Annotated in this window: 20 protein-coding genes; 2 read left to right on the top strand and 18 right to left on the bottom strand. The window is 54.2% G+C overall.

The window, feature by feature from the left end:
* The first annotated feature begins 3 nt into the window (after positions 1–3).
* Positions 4–1,302 (top strand): pyruvate dehydrogenase complex dihydrolipoamide acetyltransferase, encoded by a 1,299-nt coding sequence (locus BM025_RS03760; protein WP_085847854.1) that lies wholly within the window; start codon positions 4–6, stop codon positions 1,300–1,302.
* A gap of 92 nt (positions 1,303–1,394) precedes the next feature.
* Here BM025_RS03760 and cysE read toward each other — a convergent pair whose 3' ends face one another.
* From cysE to BM025_RS03675, 17 genes are all read right to left on the bottom strand, one after another.
* On the bottom strand, positions 1,395–2,207 hold the full coding sequence (gene cysE / locus BM025_RS03755) for a serine O-acetyltransferase (protein ID WP_085847855.1): 813 nt from the start codon (positions 2,205–2,207) through the stop codon (positions 1,395–1,397).
* Positions 2,208–2,377: 170 nt separating this feature from the next.
* Positions 2,378–3,088 carry a DUF2793 domain-containing protein gene (locus BM025_RS03750; protein ID WP_170842111.1) on the bottom strand — a complete coding sequence of 237 codons (711 nt, stop codon included), beginning with the start codon at positions 3,086–3,088 and terminating at the stop codon, positions 2,378–2,380.
* Positions 3,081–6,986, bottom strand: a complete 3,906-nt coding sequence (locus tag BM025_RS03745; protein WP_085847857.1) for a baseplate multidomain protein megatron — start codon at positions 6,984–6,986, stop codon at positions 3,081–3,083. The genes BM025_RS03750 and BM025_RS03745 overlap by 8 nt, the downstream gene beginning before the upstream one ends.
* Positions 6,987–6,989: 3 nt before the next feature.
* Positions 6,990–7,433 carry a C40 family peptidase gene (locus BM025_RS03740; RefSeq protein ID WP_085847858.1) on the bottom strand — a complete coding sequence of 148 codons (444 nt, stop codon included), beginning with the start codon at positions 7,431–7,433 and terminating at the stop codon, positions 6,990–6,992.
* On the bottom strand, positions 7,430–8,338 hold the full coding sequence (locus tag BM025_RS03735; protein ID WP_085847859.1) for a DUF2163 domain-containing protein: 909 nt from the start codon (positions 8,336–8,338) through the stop codon (positions 7,430–7,432). Before BM025_RS03735 ends, BM025_RS03740 begins: the two co-directional genes overlap by 4 nt.
* The gene (locus tag BM025_RS03730; protein ID WP_085847860.1) at positions 8,338–8,970 is read right to left on the bottom strand and encodes a DUF2460 domain-containing protein; all 633 of its coding nucleotides are present in this window, start codon (positions 8,968–8,970) and stop codon (positions 8,338–8,340) included. Before BM025_RS03730 ends, BM025_RS03735 begins: the two co-directional genes overlap by 1 nt.
* A 57-nt stretch (positions 8,971–9,027) precedes the next feature.
* On the bottom strand, positions 9,028–9,690 hold the full coding sequence (locus BM025_RS03725) for a phage tail tape measure protein (protein WP_085847861.1): 663 nt from the start codon (positions 9,688–9,690) through the stop codon (positions 9,028–9,030).
* Complete coding sequence (locus BM025_RS03720; protein ID WP_085847862.1) at positions 9,683–9,919, bottom strand: rcc01693 family protein; 237 nt, start codon at positions 9,917–9,919, stop codon at positions 9,683–9,685. The genes BM025_RS03725 and BM025_RS03720 overlap by 8 nt, the downstream gene beginning before the upstream one ends.
* A 5-nt stretch (positions 9,920–9,924) precedes the next feature.
* Complete coding sequence (locus BM025_RS03715; RefSeq protein WP_085847863.1) at positions 9,925–10,239, bottom strand: gene transfer agent family protein; 315 nt, start codon at positions 10,237–10,239, stop codon at positions 9,925–9,927.
* Between the two features lies 1 nt (position 10,240).
* Positions 10,241–10,654 (bottom strand): phage major tail protein, TP901-1 family, encoded by a 414-nt coding sequence (locus BM025_RS03710; protein ID WP_085847864.1) that lies wholly within the window; start codon positions 10,652–10,654, stop codon positions 10,241–10,243.
* 23 nt (positions 10,655–10,677) lie between these two features.
* Positions 10,678–11,088, bottom strand: coding sequence for a DUF3168 domain-containing protein (locus tag BM025_RS03705; RefSeq protein ID WP_085847865.1), 411 nt, complete (start codon positions 11,086–11,088; stop codon positions 10,678–10,680).
* A complete protein-coding gene (locus tag BM025_RS03700; RefSeq protein WP_085847866.1) occupies positions 11,085–11,426 on the bottom strand; it encodes a head-tail adaptor protein in 342 nt (113 codons plus the stop codon). The genes BM025_RS03705 and BM025_RS03700 overlap by 4 nt, the downstream gene beginning before the upstream one ends.
* Positions 11,426–12,022 carry a head-tail connector protein gene (locus BM025_RS03695; protein ID WP_085847867.1) on the bottom strand — a complete coding sequence of 199 codons (597 nt, stop codon included), beginning with the start codon at positions 12,020–12,022 and terminating at the stop codon, positions 11,426–11,428. Before BM025_RS03695 ends, BM025_RS03700 begins: the two co-directional genes overlap by 1 nt.
* Before the next feature lie 168 nt (positions 12,023–12,190).
* Entirely contained in the window at positions 12,191–13,417 is a 1,227-nt protein-coding gene (locus tag BM025_RS03690; protein ID WP_085847868.1) for a phage major capsid protein, read from the bottom strand.
* Positions 13,418–13,466: 49 nt separating this feature from the next.
* On the bottom strand, positions 13,467–14,054 hold the full coding sequence (locus BM025_RS03685) for an HK97 family phage prohead protease (RefSeq protein ID WP_085847869.1): 588 nt from the start codon (positions 14,052–14,054) through the stop codon (positions 13,467–13,469).
* Positions 14,047–15,291, bottom strand: a complete 1,245-nt coding sequence (locus BM025_RS03680; protein ID WP_085847870.1) for a phage portal protein — start codon at positions 15,289–15,291, stop codon at positions 14,047–14,049. The genes BM025_RS03685 and BM025_RS03680 overlap by 8 nt, the downstream gene beginning before the upstream one ends.
* A gap of 479 nt (positions 15,292–15,770) precedes the next feature.
* A complete protein-coding gene (locus BM025_RS03675) occupies positions 15,771–17,192 on the bottom strand; it encodes a DNA-packaging protein (RefSeq protein ID WP_085847871.1) in 1,422 nt (473 codons plus the stop codon).
* A 480-nt stretch (positions 17,193–17,672) separates the two neighbouring features.
* Here BM025_RS03675 and BM025_RS03670 point away from each other — a divergent pair, with 480 nt between their 5' ends.
* Positions 17,673–18,482 (top strand): potassium channel family protein, encoded by an 810-nt coding sequence (locus tag BM025_RS03670; RefSeq protein WP_244515437.1) that lies wholly within the window; start codon positions 17,673–17,675, stop codon positions 18,480–18,482.
* A 6-nt stretch (positions 18,483–18,488) separates the two neighbouring features.
* Here the strand turns inward: BM025_RS03670 and BM025_RS03665 are convergent, their stop codons facing one another.
* On the bottom strand, positions 18,489–19,679 hold the full coding sequence (locus tag BM025_RS03665) for a hypothetical protein (protein WP_085847872.1): 1,191 nt from the start codon (positions 19,677–19,679) through the stop codon (positions 18,489–18,491).
* Positions 19,680–19,683 lie beyond the last annotated feature (4 nt).

Raw genomic sequence — 19,683 nt, 5'->3', positions numbered from 1 at the left:
CACATGGCTATCGAACTTCTCATGCCCGCGCTTTCTCCGACAATGGAAGAAGGCACATTGGCCAAATGGCTGGTGAAAGAGGGCGACACAGTGAACTCTGGCGATATCATCGCCGAGATCGAAACAGACAAAGCCACGATGGAATTTGAGGCTGTCGACGAGGGTGTGATCGGTAAGATCACAGTCGCGGAAGGCACCGAAGGCGTGAAAGTTAACGCGCAGATCGCGATTTTGTTGGAAGAGGGCGAAGACGCCTCTGCGATGGACAGTGTTGGTGCGGCCCCCGCGGCTGCGGCACCTGTTGCTGACGCGCCTGCTCAAGCTGAAACAGCGGCTCCCGCTGCGCCGTCCCCTGCCCCTGCAGCCCCCGTGGCAGCCAGCGGCGAACGCATTTTTGCATCGCCACTCGCACGTCGCATCGCGGCACAAAAGGGACTTGATCTGTCAGGCATCTCGGGCTCAGGCCCCAAAGGTCGCATCGTCAAAGCAGATGTTGAAAACGCCACAGCAACACAAGCTGAGGCCCCGAAATCCGCAGCCCCAGTTGCAGCGGCAGCAGCAGCACCATCTGGCCCCTCTGCAGATGCAGTTGCCAAAATGTACCAAGGTCGCGCGTTTGAAGAAATCAAACTCGACGGGATGCGCAAAGTTATCGCGGCGCGCTTGTCCGAGGCGAAACAAACCATTCCGCATTTCTACTTGCGTCGTGACATCAAACTTGATGCGCTGCTCAAATTCCGCGCGCAACTGAACAAACAGTTGGAAGCACGCGGTGTGAAACTGTCCGTGAATGACTTTATCATCAAAGCCGTTGCCATCGCTTTGCAGCAGGTTCCAGAAGCCAACGCTGTTTGGGCTGGCGACCGTGTGTTGCAGATGAAATCATCAGATGTTGCCGTGGCTGTTGCGATTGAAGGCGGCTTGTTCACACCTGTTTTGGAAGACGCAGACATGAAATCTTTGTCCGCTTTGTCCACACAGATGAAAGACATGGCGAAACGTGCGCGCGAACGCAAACTTGCACCACAAGAATATCAAGGTGGCTCTTTCGCGATCTCCAACTTGGGCATGTTCGGCATCGACAACTTTGATGCGATCGTGAACCCACCACATGCGGGTATCCTCGCTGTTGGCGCAGGCAAAAAGCAACCTGTGGTTGGCGAAGATGGCGAATTGACAGTGGCGACAGTGATGTCTGTGACCATGTCTGTCGATCACCGCGTGATTGACGGTGCTGTTGGTGCGAACTTGTTGAACGCTATCGTTGACAACTTGGAAAATCCCGTGGCGATGCTCGCATAACAGCGCATTCCACGCACCAAATTAAACACAAGCCCCCGCAGAATTACCGCTGCGGGGGCTTTTTTATGTAATATACGCTAGATTTTAACGCGTTATTTTTCGCGTGCGCCAATCAATTGGTTCATCGACACAGACGGCTGCGAACAGCCCGCTTCGCCAACCACTTTGGCAGGAACGCCAGCCACGGTAGTGCACGGTGGCACGTCGTTGAGCACGACAGATCCCGCAGCAACACGTGAACAATGCCCGATTTTGATGTTGCCCAGAACCTTGGCCCCTGCCCCAATCAACACACCATCTTCGATTTTCGGGTGACGATCCTCGTCTTCTTTGCCTGTGCCGCCTAAGGTAACGGAATGCAAGATAGACACGTTGTCGCCGATCACACAGGTTTCGCCAAAGACCAGCGCATGAGCATGGTCCAAAAACAGCCCTTGGCCAATTTTACAAGCGGGGTGAATGTCGATGGTGAACTGTTCAGACACGCGCATTTGAATGAAATAGGCCAAATCCTTGCGACCATTGCGCCACAACCAATTGGCAATGCGGTAAGCTTGGATCGCTTGGAACCCTTTGAAATACAACAAAGGTTGAATGTAGCGGTGGCATGCAGGGTCGCGGTCATACACGGCAACTATATCAGCGCGCGCAGATTGACCCAAGGCGGGATCATCCGCGTAAGCTTCGTCAATCAATTCACGCAACAACTGTTCCGACATATCGGCAGAGGCCAGCTTTTGTGCCACGCGGTATGCCAAGGCATCTTCCAGCGTGCTGTGATGCAAAATGCAAGCGTGAATCAAACCGCCCAACAAAGGCTCGGCTTCGACCGCTTGGTGCGCTTCTTGCACGATTTGCGTCCAGACGGGGTCCAGTTCTGAAAGTTTGGTACGTGTCTTTGCCATCAAGCCGATCCTCTTTTCTCAAGTCTACTATAGATAGGCTCGCTGTCAAAAACACAAGTCCGCGCGCGAGATGAAATACACGCAAAACGATGTAGATATGCGTAAAGCCCCCCATACCAAACAGGCACAGGGGGTTTTAAATTTTAGTATTCCACTTTAAAATCAAACACCTAAGCGGCGGGCAAAGAAAACTGCGCATAGTGGATCGCCAAACGGATTTCACCCGTCGCAAAATCTCCACCTTCTGCCGTCAAAATCAAATCTTCGCCAGAATAATAGGTCAAGGGCGTGCCGGTGAGACCCCGCATCCAACTGCCAGCAGACAAAGACAGACCCGCCCCGTATCTATTTGTCGACCCAGACACCCCAACAGAATACCCCGTCAAAGTGCCCGTAATATCGTCCAAAACGCGGCCTGTGACACCGTATACAACGGCCTGTCCCGGCAACGCAGACGTCAACGCAGACGTGGCCCCAGCACCGATAATATGGTCGATTTCAGTGACTTTATGCTGCATCCCTGCACCGTTGCCAGACAAGGTTTGCATGCCCATGATCCAAGCCGTGCCATCAAACGCGGCCCAGCCATTTTGATCGTTCACATAGGCCCGCATGCCAAGCGTTACGGGCACGAAAACCCAACCATTGTTGACAAACAAAGCGATCTCGCTGTCGCGTCCAGCCCATTCATTAACGGCAGAGGTCGCAACACCGTATGCGTCCCCCTCTTGTGGAGAAAGCGGTGGCGTTGCGTCTGTCACGGACAACAAACTCAATTGCATCAGACCATCAAGGCGGGTCAAAGCTTCATTAACGGTGACATGTTTTTGCGCCTGAGCGGCCTGCAAAAGGGGTAGTGAAAAACGGGTTGTATCACTCATTGAGATCAATCCTTTTGAAAAGGCCCGCACCGAAACTATCGGAAATTTGGGCGATTTGAATGGTGTAGAGGCCAGACAGGCCATCTGCAGTTTTTTGAGACGCGAGGTACGTCCACGATGGGCTGCTCACGATGTCTTCGCGCACAACACTGCCGCCTTGCACAACTTGAACGACATAGCTTTGCGAACTTTCCCCCAAAGGCACCTCGACAGATTGCCAACTGTCACCATCAATGCGCGTGCGGCGCACCCACGTGAGGGTCGTATCCCCAGATGCATGGGGCACAGCGCGCAGATGTGCCGGCGCGTAGGGGCGCAGCCCGATGCCGTCAAAGGCTTGAACTGTATGCGCGTAGCTTGGATCATCATAGGGGCGCTGCGATGGACCAATCCGGTAATGCCGCGCAAGACCACGAGCGGACTGCGCGATATCAATCTGGCGCAGAGCGTCGTTGATCAACACAAAGCGCGATCCAATCGGCCATTCCGCCTGTAACGCATCCGTCCCCGCCTGCCCGCGCAAACGCAGGGACACCTCATAGGTTTCTGGCGCGACAAGTTCGGCAGTGGCGAACTGAAACACTTCCCATTTTGTGCTAGACCCATCGCCGATGACAGCAACATTCGCCCCATTTAGCACATCCGCTTGTGACACCGAATTCAACGTGCCCCGCACCAATTTGACCCGCAGCGCAAGACCACGATCCCAAAGGGCGGGGTCTGCGGTAGACAACTCAGTCTGTGTGGTGCCGATCGTCGCCCAACTTGGTACCAGCTTGTTCAACTCATACCCGCTGTCGGAACTTGAGCCATAGACAGCCGCCGATCCTGGCCAAGGGCGCGCAGTTGCACCGATGTAAGGCGCATAGGGCGTCTTGTCCCCTGTCAAAAGCGGCAAATCCAAGAACTGTGACACAACAGGGACAGGCGCGTAAAAGGGTTGCGCCTCAACAATTTCTTCAACCGTATCAGAGGGTTCATAAAGCTCTTCTTCGACACGCACAGCTTCCACTTCACGTACTGACCCCAAGGTCGCATGATCCACACGGTAGCGGGTTTTGCCCTCATCGCCCTCAAGTTCGATCACATCCCCCGCCCCAAGCGCGAAATCTGACGGGGCCAAAGCAAAGCGTGCCGTGTCTCGCGCCACCCGCGATTCTGCCAACCAACGTTCAACAATCTGGCGGCCTTCAGTGCGGGTCAGCGCCAAAGGCAACTCGGATTGAGACACCAAACGGCTGTCTTCATCAGGGAACATCGCTTCTTCTGCACGCGCACTGTAATCCGCATCAGCATCCACAAATGTCAGACGCACTTTACCCGCAACTTCTGCTTCGGGGGCGCGTGTCAATTCAAGCGCGCCCTCTTTGTCAGATGTCATAGCAAGTTGGCTTTGCTCAAGCGTTCTTTGTGATTTGCCATCGCGCGAGCGAAACGTCAGCACGCCATCGCGTTCAATCGCTTCAAATCCAAAGGCCAGCATCAAGGGCTGCAACGCTGAGCGCCCGCCTGAGATTTCACCCACAGTGTACCCGCGCACAATGCCGTAGAGTTCGGATGTTTCAACGTCGCGCACCCCAGAGCGGTCGCAGATTTCAGTGACCACATCCGCCAAAGATCGCGCTGTAGAACGCCCGTTTAACCAATGCCCTTTTGCGTAGTTTCCACCATCGCTCCACAAGGATGTCACAGATGGGAACGCAGGATAAGGACGCCCATCCCATGCCCAAACATGAGCACGGCTCATGTCAATCATCTGCCCGCCATAAATTTCAGACACTGGATTGGTATCGCTTTGGGCCCAATATTCGACCAGTGAGCGAACATATTGAAGCTGGATAAAATCATCACGGCGACCGTTTGAATAGGCTGGCAACGCGCTTTCAGATGATTTGGCATCCAAAAATTTGTTCGGTTGATTGGTGCCTTTGTCAATCGCGGCACAGCCAATTTCGGTGAACCAGATCGGTTTCGATTTTGGCTCCCAAAGTGTTGGTGTCTCTATGCGCACACCTGCAATGCGCTCGTGGTGGTCGTTTTCCCACCAGCCGCGAATATCTTTGTAGCGCCAAACCCAATCTTCGCCATATGCGCCATCTTGAATCGGAGTCCGAATTTGCGCTTTTGCGTGCTCATCAAAGGCGTAATACCAATCATAGCCTTCGCCACCTTCGATATTGGATTTCAGGTAGTCTAGATTATAGATCGACCCATAACTTTCATCCGCATGGCCATCTTCATCGCGCCAATCCGACAGGGGCATATAGTTATCGATGCCGACAAAATCGATGTTGTCATCGGCCCAAAGCGCATCCAGTGGATAATGCAAATCGCCGTTCAATGTATAACCAGAATACTCTGACCAATCAGCGGCATAGCTGATTTTACATGCCGCCCCCAGAACGGCCCGCACATCGGCGGCAAGCTGCACCAAGGCATCCACAACCGGAAAACCACTGGCCCCACGAATGCGTGTCAATCCGCGCATTTCAGACCCAAGACAAAAGGCTTCGACCCCGCCTGCCGCAGCGCAAAGATGCGCGTAATGCAAGATCATGCGGCGGTAAGATGCCTCATCAGGCCCCGCATACACAACAGTTTCACCGACAATATTAAAGTCATTGACCTGAGCCGCGCCCATAAAGGCGGCAACCTGTGCATCTGCCCCAGAAGTGCCATCTGGACTGCCAGCTTGTTGCGGGGCCAAGGATGTCGTAATGCGCCCACGCCATGGCAAAGCAGGTTGATCCGCCGCGCCAGACCATGGGTCTTGCAAGCCATTTCCGGCCAGTTGTTCCATCAAGATAAAGGGGTAAAACATCACCTCTTGGCCTGCGTCCTGAAGCGCTTTGATGGCTTCAACGACGGACTGATCCGACGGGGTTCCACCGTAGACAACGCGGTCATCCGTATCGCGTGGCAGCACCTGAGCCGTCGCACGCGTAAACCCGCCTGCGGTCCACGGCATCGATGCGCTGTCCACTTCGGCTTGTTCCACTTTGGGCAACAAATTACAGGTGCCACAGCGCAAATCATCACCGAACCAAGACACCACCAAAGAGGTCGATCCACAATTAGGCAACTCGTCTTTGAGTGCATCCACAGAGGTGTCAAAATCGGTTTTGCCCGACCCTGAATTCATATTGGCCGCAACAGTTTCACCAAGTCCCCCCGAAATATACACAGGCGATGTGGCCAAAGCATATTCCCCCGTGCCAGGGATCATCGCCACAGCGTTGACCAAATGGGTCAAATCGCTTTTGGGGCCTGTCGCCTGATCTGGGCGCATCACTTCGAATGTAAATTGCGGCACACGGTTGCCAAACCGCTCAAGGTTGAGATCCTCAAACACAACATAAGCAATGCCGCGATACGCAGGCACCTGACCCGCGCCCTCAACGGCTTCCATTTTCGGGTCAGGCAGTTGGTCATTGTCCCCAGCGTACACCCGCATGGTCATGTCTTCGGGGGCAATTTCGATGCCATCCGCCCAAATACGACCAACGCGGGAAATTTCGCCTTCGCACAGCGCGATGGCCAACGAAATCGAATAGCTATACTGCGTGACCGTCGGTTGAGATGGCCCGCCTTTGCCTCCGCCGCCCGTCGTGGTGCTTTGTTCGTTGAACTGTGTGGCCCAAATGATCTGGCCACCAACCCGCATACGGCCATAAACCTGCGCGATGGCAGTGCCCTCAGATGCGCCCGTTAAGCGAAACCGATCCACTTTGCCGGTTTCCACAACTTGGCTGCCCACGCCCATAACGCGCTGATCAATCGCACGCCCGATGGTGGCCCCAATCGCGCGGCCGATGACAACAGACGACAGGCCAAATATGCCGCCGCCAACAGAAGCCCCCGCCGCGGCCCCAACTGCAGAAAGTACGATCGTCGCCATGATTTAGCCTCCGAGGTTCGCAAATGAGAAACAAGCCGCCACACGGCGACGCCAAGGCAATGTCAGCGCGTTCTCGACAACGCTGTGCCCGCTATAGGCGTGAATAAATGTCGGTGCCTCGCCCGCCATCCCAACGATTCCAAGATGCTTGGCCACACCGCGCGCGCGCATCCGAAACAGCAACACGTCACCGGCAGCCAAATCGTCGATCGGCTTGCGCAATAGGTGACGATTGGCGGCTGAAAACAAACGTTCTTCGCGCTGCGGCTCAGACCAATCGGGGGTATAGGCGGGCACCAATTCGGGTTCCTGCCCATAGAGTTCACGCCAAATTCCGCGCAGCAAACCAAGACAATCGGTCCCTGCACCTTTGCACGATGCTTGATGCACATAGGGCGTGCCAATCCATGCGCGGGCATGATCTGCGACTGCTTTACCATCTATCATGCGTCACCATCCGAACCGCTGCCGTACAAGCTACCGCCTTCATTCAGGTCACTTGAGACGGGATAGGATGTTAGCCAATCTTCGCCTGGAATATGAGGGAAGCCCTGAAAGTTTTCGAAATTATCGAACTTGAGGCGACAGGTTTTTGCACGGCGATCACAGCCCGCCTCGATCCGAATTTGATCACCTGAGGTTAGCTCTGCCCGTAGGCTTTCCCACAGTTCAATCCGGCGACCATCAGCGCTCAATCGATCATTTTTGACAACGCCAACAAGGCCTTGCGCGGCACCGCTGAGGACAACAAATTTGCCGCGCTCGAACCAACGGTCATCAAATTCCGTCAGATTGGCAAAAGAAAACACCTTGGTATCTTCAACAGTTTCCACCGTAATTTCAGTGCTATACCCCAATTGATTGGCATCGAACCCACAGCTGGCATCGCCCAGAACAGCCGAACATCCGGACTGGTACACGCGCCCTTGCGGTTGATTCAAAGCCTCTGTCAGGCCACGCAATTCAGCGCGAAACCCACCAACTGCACGGGTGATTTCACCAAATGTGCCGTTGAACTGCAAAACACGCTCGTCCACATTGGCCCAATTGACCAACCATGATCGAACCGAAGCACCATCAAACCGCCCAGCTTGGATATCACTTTCGGTCACAGCCGCTGACGACAACGCGCCAAGCGCTTCGGTGTTGTCCACAGACAAACCCGTGGATTGCTCAAGCGCATTTGCCGTCATGCCGGTATCAGCGCCAAAGGTGATCTGCTCAAACGCAAGGTTTGTGTCATGATCAGTGAACCCATAGGTTTTCCCATCTTTTCGTACCACAGCCCAACATCGGCATACCGTTGTTGTTTTGCTTGCCAGATGTGCGCCAAGTGCAAAATTATCAGCCATCACACACGCACCTCAACGATAGGAACATTGGGCACTTCGCCGGCTTGAAAGGACGACACAGAGGTCGCGATACGGTCTGTATCAAAGCGAACTGGCACATCGAATTCGAACCCTGCGGACACCGCAATGCCCTCTTCTGGGGGTGTTTGAAATGTGACAAGTCCTGTTGTCGTATCGACATCCCAACCGATAGACTCTTGCATTTCAACACCTTGGGTGCCGACCTTAATCGTGCCTACGACAGGTTTGGTTACTGGGCGTACATAGGTCGCACTGCCCGAACTGTAACTTTTGTTCAGTTGAAACACAGTGGTTTCGCCATCGCCGATAGCGATATTTTGGTCTTCAAAATGGACCGCCTCTGATGACTTAGATGTCTTAAAATCCGACCAATCTTTCCACCGAAAGCCATAAAGCTGCCCTTGGCGTGCTTCAAAAAAAGCGATCAAAGCTTCGATGTCATCCAATGAACGCATGCCCAAACCCGCGTCATATCGCCTGCGCGAGTGAGCCCAAGGCGTGTTACGCTCTTCAAATCCGTTCGCCAAAGTGACGACTTCGGTGCGCCGCTCGGGGCCACCCACGGAGCCAAAACTCAGGTTCGCTGGAAATCTAACATTGTGAAAACCCATGTGTTTTCCCCTCCATCGGATGGTTGTACGGGCGACAGCCCTGCTTTGAAATTTGCGTTACTGGTTGCGCTGACCGCGCCCCATCGCGCGGCTCAGTTGAGCTGCGATTTGCGATTGCGACCGTTTGAATCCCGCAACATCTGGCGTCGAAATATTCATCGTGACATTGACGCTTCTGGCCCCGCCTTCTGCGCGCACCCCCAGCTTGCCGTTTGCCCCGCGTGACAAGGGCATAATCGCCTCGGGTCCCGCTTCGCCCATCAATCCCGTGCCGCCGCGCATCGGAAAATAGGTCGGGCTGGACACCACGCCCCCCGTTGCAAAAGGCGTCACGCGCCCTTGGGCAAAACTGCCACCATTTTCAAACGGCAAAAGCCCTTGAATGATGGCTTCAAGTCCGTTGCCCAAAGCCGACCCAACATGGTTGGTCACGGGTTTGACAGCGGCGTTATATGCAGCATCCAACATCGACTTCCCGACACCGCGCATCGCTTGTGCCAAAGTGTCTCCGTCGAAAACCAGCCCGTCTATGGCACGTTTCAGCCCGCGTGAAATCCCACGCTCCAACGTACCAACTTCGCGATGAGTTTCAGCTACAGTGGCCTGTAAGCGCACCATCTCTTGGTTAAACGCAGATGCCATCGCTTCTGCGCCGCCAATCGCATCTTCCATTTGCGACAGCTTGTCGTCGAATTTATCAAGACCGTTAATGTCAGCCATTTTCTTGCCCTTTCACCGCGGCACTATCCGACGTTTTATCGGGATAGGCCTGTGCCAATTCATCAAGTCGCGACCGACTGAGCGGTGCGGATCCAGATCCTGCGCCAAGCATCAACAAAAGCTCTGCGGGGGTCAGCGCCCAAAACTCATCCGGTCTAAGGCGCAGCCCATTCATCCCTGCCCGCATCAAGGCAGGCCAATCAAAACCACCATTTGAAATCAAAGACATATGATCTATCCTGGCACGGTAAAGGCGCGTGCGATCAGCGCAGCCCCCACCCGTGCTGCTTCCAAAGGGCCGCCCGATATTTCAGCCGTCAAAATATCATCGTAGCCGCCGTTCCAACCGCCCCCACGCAGGCCAGCAACGACCAGTCGCAACACGTCAGAGGTGGAAAAGTTGCCCACTTCATAGCGCTCAACCATCGCCACCAAAGTGTCTGTTTCCAGACCGGCCTCAAGCTCAGCCAAAGCACCAAGTGTCAGTTTAAGCACATAGCGTTTGCCATCCAGTGTCAGCGCCACTTCGCCTGCATAGGGGTTCGCCATCTTACACCGCCGTGAATGTCAAAGCGCCAGCAGAGGCCATGGACAGCTCATAGGTGGCCTCGCCATTGTGCGAGCCTGCGTATTCGATGGACGTCAATTGAAACGCGCCCTCGACAGTGCCAAAATCAGGAATGATCACTTGAAAATTGGGCACTTCGGCGTCAAAGAAAATCTGCCGCGCGCGCTCGTCGGTGTTTTGGTCTTTGAACACACCAGACCCTGAGATAGACGCGGATTTGACCCCTGCTCCACCCAAAAGCTCGCGCCAACCGCCAGAGCTTTCCAGCGATGTCACATCAACACTTTCGGTGTTGAATGAAATGCGCGTGGCCCGCAGACCCGCGATGGTTTCAAACTGACCAGCACCAGTCATATCGAGTTTGATAAGTAGATCTTTTCCGTTTTGAGCAGCCATTGCATAAGCCCCTTTAATGAAAATTAGATATCTTCGACGCGCGCCATGAAACGAATATCGATTCTGCGCACATCGCTGTCTTGAACGCGTCGCGCTTTGGCGGACACGAAATAAAGCCCGATCAAACTGCCGCGAGAGAGCGTTAAATCCGCATCGACCAGCACATCTGAAATCGCTGCAGCCACGCCTTTTGCAGTTAAAAATCCCGCAGTATCAGACACAACGCTGACCACAAATTCATGGCGTGCGCCGTGGCCTGTTTTGTCAGAGGCATCGACCACATCTTCAGGACCAAGGCTCACATAAAGCGAGGGCACAGTCCCTGCAGGAGCTGCATCGTAAATTGCGCTACCGACTAAGCTGCCGAGCGTCACATCATCGGAAAGTGCTTGAAATACAGCCGTTTGTAAGGCTGCTGAGACGCCGTAGCTCATGATGCAACCTCCTCACGCGATTGACAGACCAAGTAGTGCGCTTGCGCGTTCAACTCGACGACAGACAAGATACGAAACACGCGCCCACCCTCGATAAAACGCTGATCAGGCTTAGGGCGACGCGGCGAACCTATTGGGGCGCCACGCACAATGACTTTCATCGGAACACGGGACACAGTGAGAAAATCCTCAGAACGCTCCGTCCCCGTGCCGGCCTGAATAGACGCCCAAAGGGTGCCAAGCTGCGTCCATGTTTCCACATAGCCGCCAGCCCCATCCGACGTGCGCTGCGCCTCTTGCAGCACCAATTTACGATTGAGATGAACCCCTGCTGACATCAGCCGCGCCCTCCAAACAACCGCACGTTACGGTAGCGATCTAGCAAAGCGTTGACGCCAAATGGCATAGGCCCTTCACTGGTGCCCGCTTCATGGCGGTGCTCATAATAATGAGCCGCCAAAAGCATCACGGCATGGGCAAGATCGCTGGGCAGATCACCCCATGCGGGGCCAAATCCAGCGGTAAATTCAATCCGCACAGAGCCTGCGACAGGCACAGAAGGCAAAACAAATCCACTGGACACAATCCGCGGACGGTGTGTGTCTTTATCCAGCAAATATTTTCCTGCATCGATCACAGTTTCTGCGCTTAGGCGATCCACAATTACCAGTGCGGTGATCGTGGAAACGGGGGCAACAGGCAGCGTTTGCGCGCCAAGATCGCGCCACGCTGACAAGGTCCAAGCAAAATCACGTTCAATCAAAACTTTACCAGTCCGCGCCTCGACTGCTGCGAGTGCGACACGCAAGTACGTCTCAAGAACCCCATCCTGAACCCCGTCATCGCCAAAGCCTGTGCCCAGTCTCAAATGATCTTTGAACTGTGCGATCGGCAGCACCACGAGGGGTACTTGGCTTTGCTCCATTAACATCATGGTACATCTCCGATTTCCGGGTCCCCCTGCCACTTGTGATGATGGATGCGCGCCCCCGTGTTGCTCGGACGGAGGGGGAGCAGCTAGACAACACGTCAAACGAGACGCGCACCCACCGCTCGTGCCTGATCCGATCAGGACCAAACACGAACTCGTTCTTTCCGGGTCTTAAGCGATTGAGAACTTAAGCAACTTGATCGCCGCAAAGTCACTCACATCACCACCAACGCGTTTTGTGGCATAGAACAGTACATGTGGTTTCGCAGAAAACGGATCACGCAAGATGCGCAGATCAGGACGCTCAGCCACAGTGTAGCCTGCGGCGAAATCACCAAAGGCAATGGCAGCCGCATCTGACGCGATGTCTGGCATGTCTTCTGCGATCAACACGGGGTAGCCCATGAGACGTGCAGGTTCACCAGCGGCCAGACTATCAGACCACAAGAAACGGCCATCCGCATCTTTAAGCTTGCGCACTTGACCCGCTGTTTTGGAATTCATCACGAATGTCCCGTTGGCGCGGTACTGAGCACCCAAAGAGTACACAAGTTCGACAATCGCATCCGCGGGGTTACCAGCGTCAAAACCGCCATCCGTGCCTGTCGCGATGTACCCCAACGCGCCCCAGGCCCATGTGTCATTGTCGATCTGAGCGTGCGCCAAAATGCCTGTTGGCTTATCAACGCCGTCACCATTGATAAACGCGGATGCTTCTGAGGCCGCAAATTTATCGGCAATACGGCCCGCAAGCCAAGCCTCAATATCAAACGCAGCATCATCCAAAAGGCGCTGAGACGCTTTTGGCAAAGCAGACAATTCAAACAACGGAATTGAAATACGATCAATCGTCGGCGTGCCAGTGTCAGACACACCACCCGCTTCAGACACCCACCCTGTGCCAACATCAGTCGTGTCGATCAACACATCATATGATGTGGCTTCAACGTTGACGACGTTCGCAATGGACCGAATGGACGCCGTAGATTTCAAAACGGATTTGATCGTGTCCGCTGTTTGCGGGTCCACCAAATACCCGCCATCGCCATTCACGGCTGTGGACATCGCTTTGCCTTCCAGTGCAAGACCGCGCAATGCGTCATCATCACCGTTACGCACATATGTGCCGAATGCAGATTTATGGGACATGTCTACCTCTTGGGCTACGGAAAGGGCCGGACGGCCAAAATTGTGTGATTTACGATCAAGCATGCTCATGCGCTCTTCCTGTTCTTGAAACTTGGTTTTAATTTCGGTTTGAAACTCTTTGAGATCACTCATGAAACCGGCCAGCGCGGTCTTCACCTCAGTGGCAGGTCCCGTCGGGATCGGACCTGATTTGGCCGAAAAATCGGACACACCGATACCGGCCCGAGCCTTTGTCTCGGTTTTGCTCATCCAAACAATCCTTCGTGTTTTGTTGGTTTAGAGGGTGAAAGCGCTGACCTTAATCGCCGGCCAGCAGCTTGCGTGCGCTTGTGAAAGCGTCCGCGAGATCACGCATCAGTGTTTCAGTACCAAAGGGATCATCGCCCTTTTCCTCTGTCACCAGCCGCGCTTCTGGAAGCATGGGAAAGGTCACTAACGACACCTCCCACAGTTCCAATTCCGACAAAATCCTTGCAGCTTTGCCATCCTTTTGGTCATGGCCCTTTTGGGCACGCACCGTACGGTAACCAATCGACAATCCGTCAATCGCTCCCGCGCCAATCAAAGCCACAGCTTCGCGGCCCTTTTCGACATCCGTCAGCAGACGACCTTTGACATAAAGCCCCCGCGCATCTTCACGCACTTCGTCCCAAATTCCGATGGGTTGGGCGGGATCATGCTGCCACAACATCTTGACCGAACGCCCTTTGGCCTTCAGATCCGCGAGCGATTTTTTATAAGCACCCGCTTGCACAATATCGCCGCCTTGATCCACGTGGCCAAACAAAGACGCGTAGCCTTCGATTTCGACACCATCGGTGACTTTAATATCTTCGCCAAGTCGCATAAATTTATGCTCAAGGCCGCCTTGAAATTCTTTACGCATCTGGCGTCTCCTCAGTTTGCACATCGCCATCACCTGCGGGCATTTCATCAAAAACTTCGGCCTGCGCATTTTCTGTCAAAGGCGGCAATCCCAACATCGCGCGTTTTTCATCCGCCGTGAGAAAGTCAGCCTTGGCCACGCGGTTCCACTGGGCGTCACGTTCTGGCGCCAATGCCGAAACCTGATCCAAATCCGGTTTCAATTCGACCGCCTCACCCGTCATTTCAGACAACCAATGCCCGATAGAGCCCGCAACTTTTTGCACCAACGGCAACACCGTCAGGCGGTAAAAGGCGCGATTGGCCTCTTGATAATTGCCGTAAGTCGCATCGCCCTGAATGCCCAAAAGCATCGGAGGCACCCCAAAGGCGAGTGCGATTTCACGCGCTGCGGCCTCTTTGGTTTTTTGGAACTCCATATCTGACGGGCTAAAGCCCATCGGCTTCCAATCCAGCCCGCCTTCCAACAACATCGGACGACCCGCATTGCGCGCACCTTGGTGATGGCTTTCCATTTCCGTCAGCAAACGATCATATTGATCCGAACTCATGCTGGATTGCCCGTCAGAGCCGCCATACACAATCGCACCAGAGGGTCGAGCTGCATTGTCCAACAAGCCTTTTGACCAACGCGACGCCGAATTGTGCACATCAATCGCAGTCGCCGCCGCTTGGATCGGGGACAACCCGTAATGATCATCCGCAGGGTGGAATGATTTGATGTGGCAGACAGGCGAATGACCGTTTTCCACATGGAACCGATGCTTGCGGTTGCCAACAGCATACTCATAGGCAATCGGCCAACCATCTGTCCCTGGCACCAAACTCATCCGATCAGAGCGCAAGACATGCAACTCAGCCGGCACCTGCCCCCAGTCACCCACGGCTTCCAAATAGCCATTGCCCGACAGTAATATCTGCGCGTAAAGCGCTTCAAACAAATCCGAGCGCCCCTGCACAGGATTTGGCCGCGAAATCACCGACAACAGCGGGTGATCCTCAAAACGCGCTTCCCGGTTTTGCAACACCAAAGGCAAAGCACTGGCCGCTTCGGCGATCAATTTCACTGACCGAAACCCGACAGGATTGCCCGTAAATCCAACACGTGTCAGCGTGGTTGTGTCGCGCGGGCTCCATGCCACACGGCCTGCGCTTGAATAAGCTATTGCTGGTCCCGTGGCAGAGGCTTTCACCTCAGGCTGCGCTCCTGCGCCTCGCTTCATAAAGTCAAACACCATATCCGTGTCTCTCCTTAAAACTGTCCGCAGATGCCGAATGACACCCCGCAAAATGCACCCCTTGGGTCATCCCCAAACGCCGCATGGCTCACTGTTCAAACTTCGACCCTCAGGGGCTCTCGCAAGCGATGCCACCCGAGGGTCTGGAAAGGGGGCATGATCCGCATATCGCGCATCTCAGCCCAACGCGGTGCCCGCGCCTTCCCCAATCTCGTGACCTCTGACTGCGCTCACACATCGCTGTGTGCATCTGCGCGCCTTCGGTAGAAATAGTTTTACGGGATAGGGAAAAAGAACTTGCTAGCAGAGCGCGCGGCAGTCCATTCAACACGCAACACCAACACACAAGACATTGATAGTAATATAAAAATACAGAACCCCGCGATCAAACATGCGGGATTTGAATTAAAAATGGCCCCGTCTTCGACACAAAGGTGCAAAAACAGAGCCATCACGTTGGCAAGCTATTTAAATGACATTCAGCCCAAGGTGCGAATGCGCGGGCGCGTGTGCCCCGCGGCTGGCGCAATCATCAATTCATGAACGGCCCAAACCAGCGCATCCAAACGATCAGGCGACCCTGACGCTTTATAGCCCTGTGCTGTCATTTTGGTCATTTGATCCTCTAACTCACCAAGCCCACGGGTGTGAAACACGCGACCTTGATCATAGAGCGCTGACACTGGTTCGGCGCGCGCCGATTTGCCCCGCGTGGCACGCACAGATTTATAGGACACCATAGGATCAAGTTGTCGCACAACTTGTTCAACAAGATCGCCCCCTTGATTTACCTCTGCCACCATTTTATCGGCGTCCCACCGCTCCATCGCATCCAACGCAGCTTGCGCCCACACCGTTGGTGAAGACGCTGAAACAGTCGCATCCTCCAACACATAAGCGCGCCAATTTTGCGGCGTGCCTTGAGTGACGGCCCCGACCACCACGATACCGCAATCATCCGAGCCCTTATGACCTGTCACAGGCGGATCGACAGCGACCACGATGCGGTCAAATTCTGGCAACTCATCGGCGCGGTTTGCCTCTAGTTTTTCCAAAGACCACAATGCGCCCTCTTCCTCGTCCAGCAATATCCCGTCCAATTCTTGACGACCCAATCGCGTGCCTGCGTAGCGTGTGCGCACTTCTTCCAAAAACGACGGCGCTAAATTGGCCGCGTTCGCCTCAGTGGGCGCGCGTGTCACAGTGCTGGATTTCAACTCTAATATTTCTTTGAGAATGCCCACATTGCGCGGCGTTGTCGTGACCACTTGACGCGGGTCATCCCCCAAGCGCAATCCAAATTGCAGCATGTCCCACGCCTCACGCGGCTTTTTCCACTTGGCCAATTCATCAACCCATGCGGCGTCAAATTGCGGACCGCGCAATGCCTCGGGATCATTGCCAGAAAACACCATGGCTTCTGCGCCGTTTGGCCACGTCAATGCGCGGCGTGTTCCATTCCATTTGGGCCGACGATCGGGGGGCGAACAGGCCAGAATACCACTGTCACCAAACACCATGACCTCGCGCGCTTGGTCATACGTCTCACCGACCAGCGCCACACGTTTGGCGCGGCCCGGTTCCAAAGACCGCGATCCTTCGACCATGGACCGGACCCATTCAGCCCCAGCACGGGTTTTGCCCGCGCCGCGTCCGCCCATAATAACCCAAGTGCGCCAATCCCCAGATGGGGGCATTTGGTGATCCAACGCCCATGCTTCGAATAAAAAAGGGAGCGCCAAAAGCGCTCCCCGATCGTTGCTTTCCAGATCATCCAAGAACTGGGTTTGTACCGCAAGATCTTCGGACGCGATCCAAGCTATCCAAGATCGAAGCCCGCGCGGCGTCAAAATCGATGGCGCTGTCTGAAGTCGCAAGGTCGAGTTTTCGTCTGTCGTCATCAACTTTCTGCCTTTCTCTCAAAGCCGTGTCTTGAGTCTTGCGCATTTCTACGATTGCCCTTTGAATATCGGGCCCAACACTCAAGTCACCGCTTTCCAATCGGCACATCACCGCGTCGAGCGAAGCAATGGACCGTTCGAGGTTTCTATTTGCGGACCCAAGGATCTCTTTTGGGCCATAGTCATCCCCCACAGATGATTGCAAAGTCATGTCTTACCTGCCTCTCATGCATTCTCCGCACAAGAGACGTGAGACGGGCTCACCCCGTAAAACCGATTTGGGATTTTGTGATCCCCTCAGACCACGCCAAACCGCTTCCCACGCCTTCTAGCATAGGAAAAGGAATGGCATAGATAACGCATAAAGTCAATTTATTAATAGTTTTCAATAACTTAACTAAAGGATCGCACCCATTACCAAAAGATGAATTCATACCAAGGCACAGACCTTGCCCCTTGAAACAAAAGCGAAAACCTTACATGACAGATGAAAGCCGACAAAAGGATCCGCGCATCATGGCAGGCCAGTTTTCCAAGACGCTCAATGAACTCTACGAGGGCAACACGGATCGCGCGCATCGGTTTCGCTATGGCATTTTGATCTTTGACCTGATCACAATTTGCTTTGTGATTGCCACGTCTTTCATCACGCACACGCCCCTGATTGAAGCGCTCGACATGGTGTTTGGCGTGCTTATCTTGCTCGATTTCACCATACGGGTCTACACCGCAGACAGGCGGTTCCATTATCTCACACGCGGCTCAACCTTGGCTGATATCGCCGCGATGGTGTCGTTTTTGGCCCCCCTGGCAGGCGAAGGTCTTGGGTTTTTACGCATTTTGCGCACCTTGCGACTGCTGCACACTTATCAATTGATGAACCGTCTGCGCCAAGACTTTAAACTGTTTCGCAAACACGAAGAGATCGTCATCGCTGCGATCAATCTGTTGGTGTTTATCTTTGTCACCACAGGGCTGATCTATGCGTTGGAACACGATCACAACCCGCATATTCGCAACTACGCCGACGCGCTGTATTTCACCATCACCACGCTGACAACAACGGGGTTTGGCGATATCACGCTCGAAGGCACCACAGGGCGAATGTTATCCATTGCCGTGATGTTCTTTGGTGTCACGCTGTTTTTGCGTCTTGCACAGGTTTTATTTCGCCCCTCAAAGGTGAAATACGAATGCGAAACCTGTGGGTTGCTTTTGCATGATGCCGATGCAAGCCATTGTAAACACTGCGGCGAAACCGTGCATATCAATACCGAAGGATTGTATTAAACGCCGCTATTCTACCACGCTGCCAAAGATCACAGCACAACCTGCCAGCACGGCAACCAGCCCGAAAAACGCCACGCGCCAAAGCGACTTTTTATCGCGCAGGGCAAGTCCGGCTGCAATCAACGCTTGCAGACTGTAATAGGCGGCAAAGGCTTTGGATGCCCAAGCAATGATTTGAAAAATATCGGAAAACCACGTGAGCGCCAGCCCAAGTCCAACCAAAACCGCATAGCCTGTTTTGACCGAAATGCGCCCCTTGGTCAGCTCTTCGATAAGACCGCCCGCACCAGAGGTATCGGCAACAGCGGCTGAAAACTGCGCCGCAAGCGCTGCCAAAACCAACAAGGCGGGCAACACAGGCGCCACCAAAGCCATCATGTCAATAATTGCCGTTTCCGAGGTTTGAATTTGCTCAGGCAAAAACACATACGCCATCAACACCACGTAGATCATGTAGATCCCCGTCGACAGCCATTGCGCCAACCGCATAGATCGCACGCGTGTGGCAGCGCTGTAGTCATGCCCCAAATACCGCGACGTTTCAAAGCCTTGCACGGTGACCAACAGGCCAAGCAATAGCCCCACACTGCCCCATCCGGTCAACCGCGCAGGGGATAAAACCAATGCGTTCTCTTGCACTTTGCCAGCGAAAAACCACGCCAGCCCAAACAAAAGCCCACCGATAATGGCAAGCTTGAGCGCGACAGACACCTGTTCCATCCGCTCCAACGCGGCAAACCCTTTTGTCCAGCCAACAGTCAAGATCACCATGAACACAGCAGTGGTCACGATCCGTGCCCAAGTCACGGTATCAAAGGGTGTCAAACTGACAGCAAATGACCCCAACAGGTTCAAATAATAAGCAACCGAAATGATATAGGCAAAGGATAGCACCCAAGACGATAGGCTTTCCAAAACCTGAGTGCGCCCAGTGTGCGGCGCATGATCCAAGGCCAAAATGTTAAACCGTATCGCCCCGCCAATCGCATAAGCAAACAGGCACAAACCCGCCATCATCACAGGTGTCCAACCACCATAGGCCTGCGCCAGAATGGGCCCAAGCACCAAAAATCCGCTGCCGATGATCGACGCCAAAGGGGTGATCGTGGCCTTCCAAAGGGGCGCTTTGGCCAAACGCGGCCATGCCAACACCCCCATCAAAACCAATACAGTCAAAGCAATACCAAGGGTTTGCATGTCA

Source organism: Pacificibacter marinus (assembly GCF_900109555.1).
Taxonomy (GTDB): Bacteria; Pseudomonadota; Alphaproteobacteria; order Rhodobacterales; family Rhodobacteraceae; genus Celeribacter; species Celeribacter marinus_C.
The sequence above is the reverse complement of the archived record's forward strand: the minus strand, read 5'-3'. Positions and strand labels throughout refer to the sequence as shown.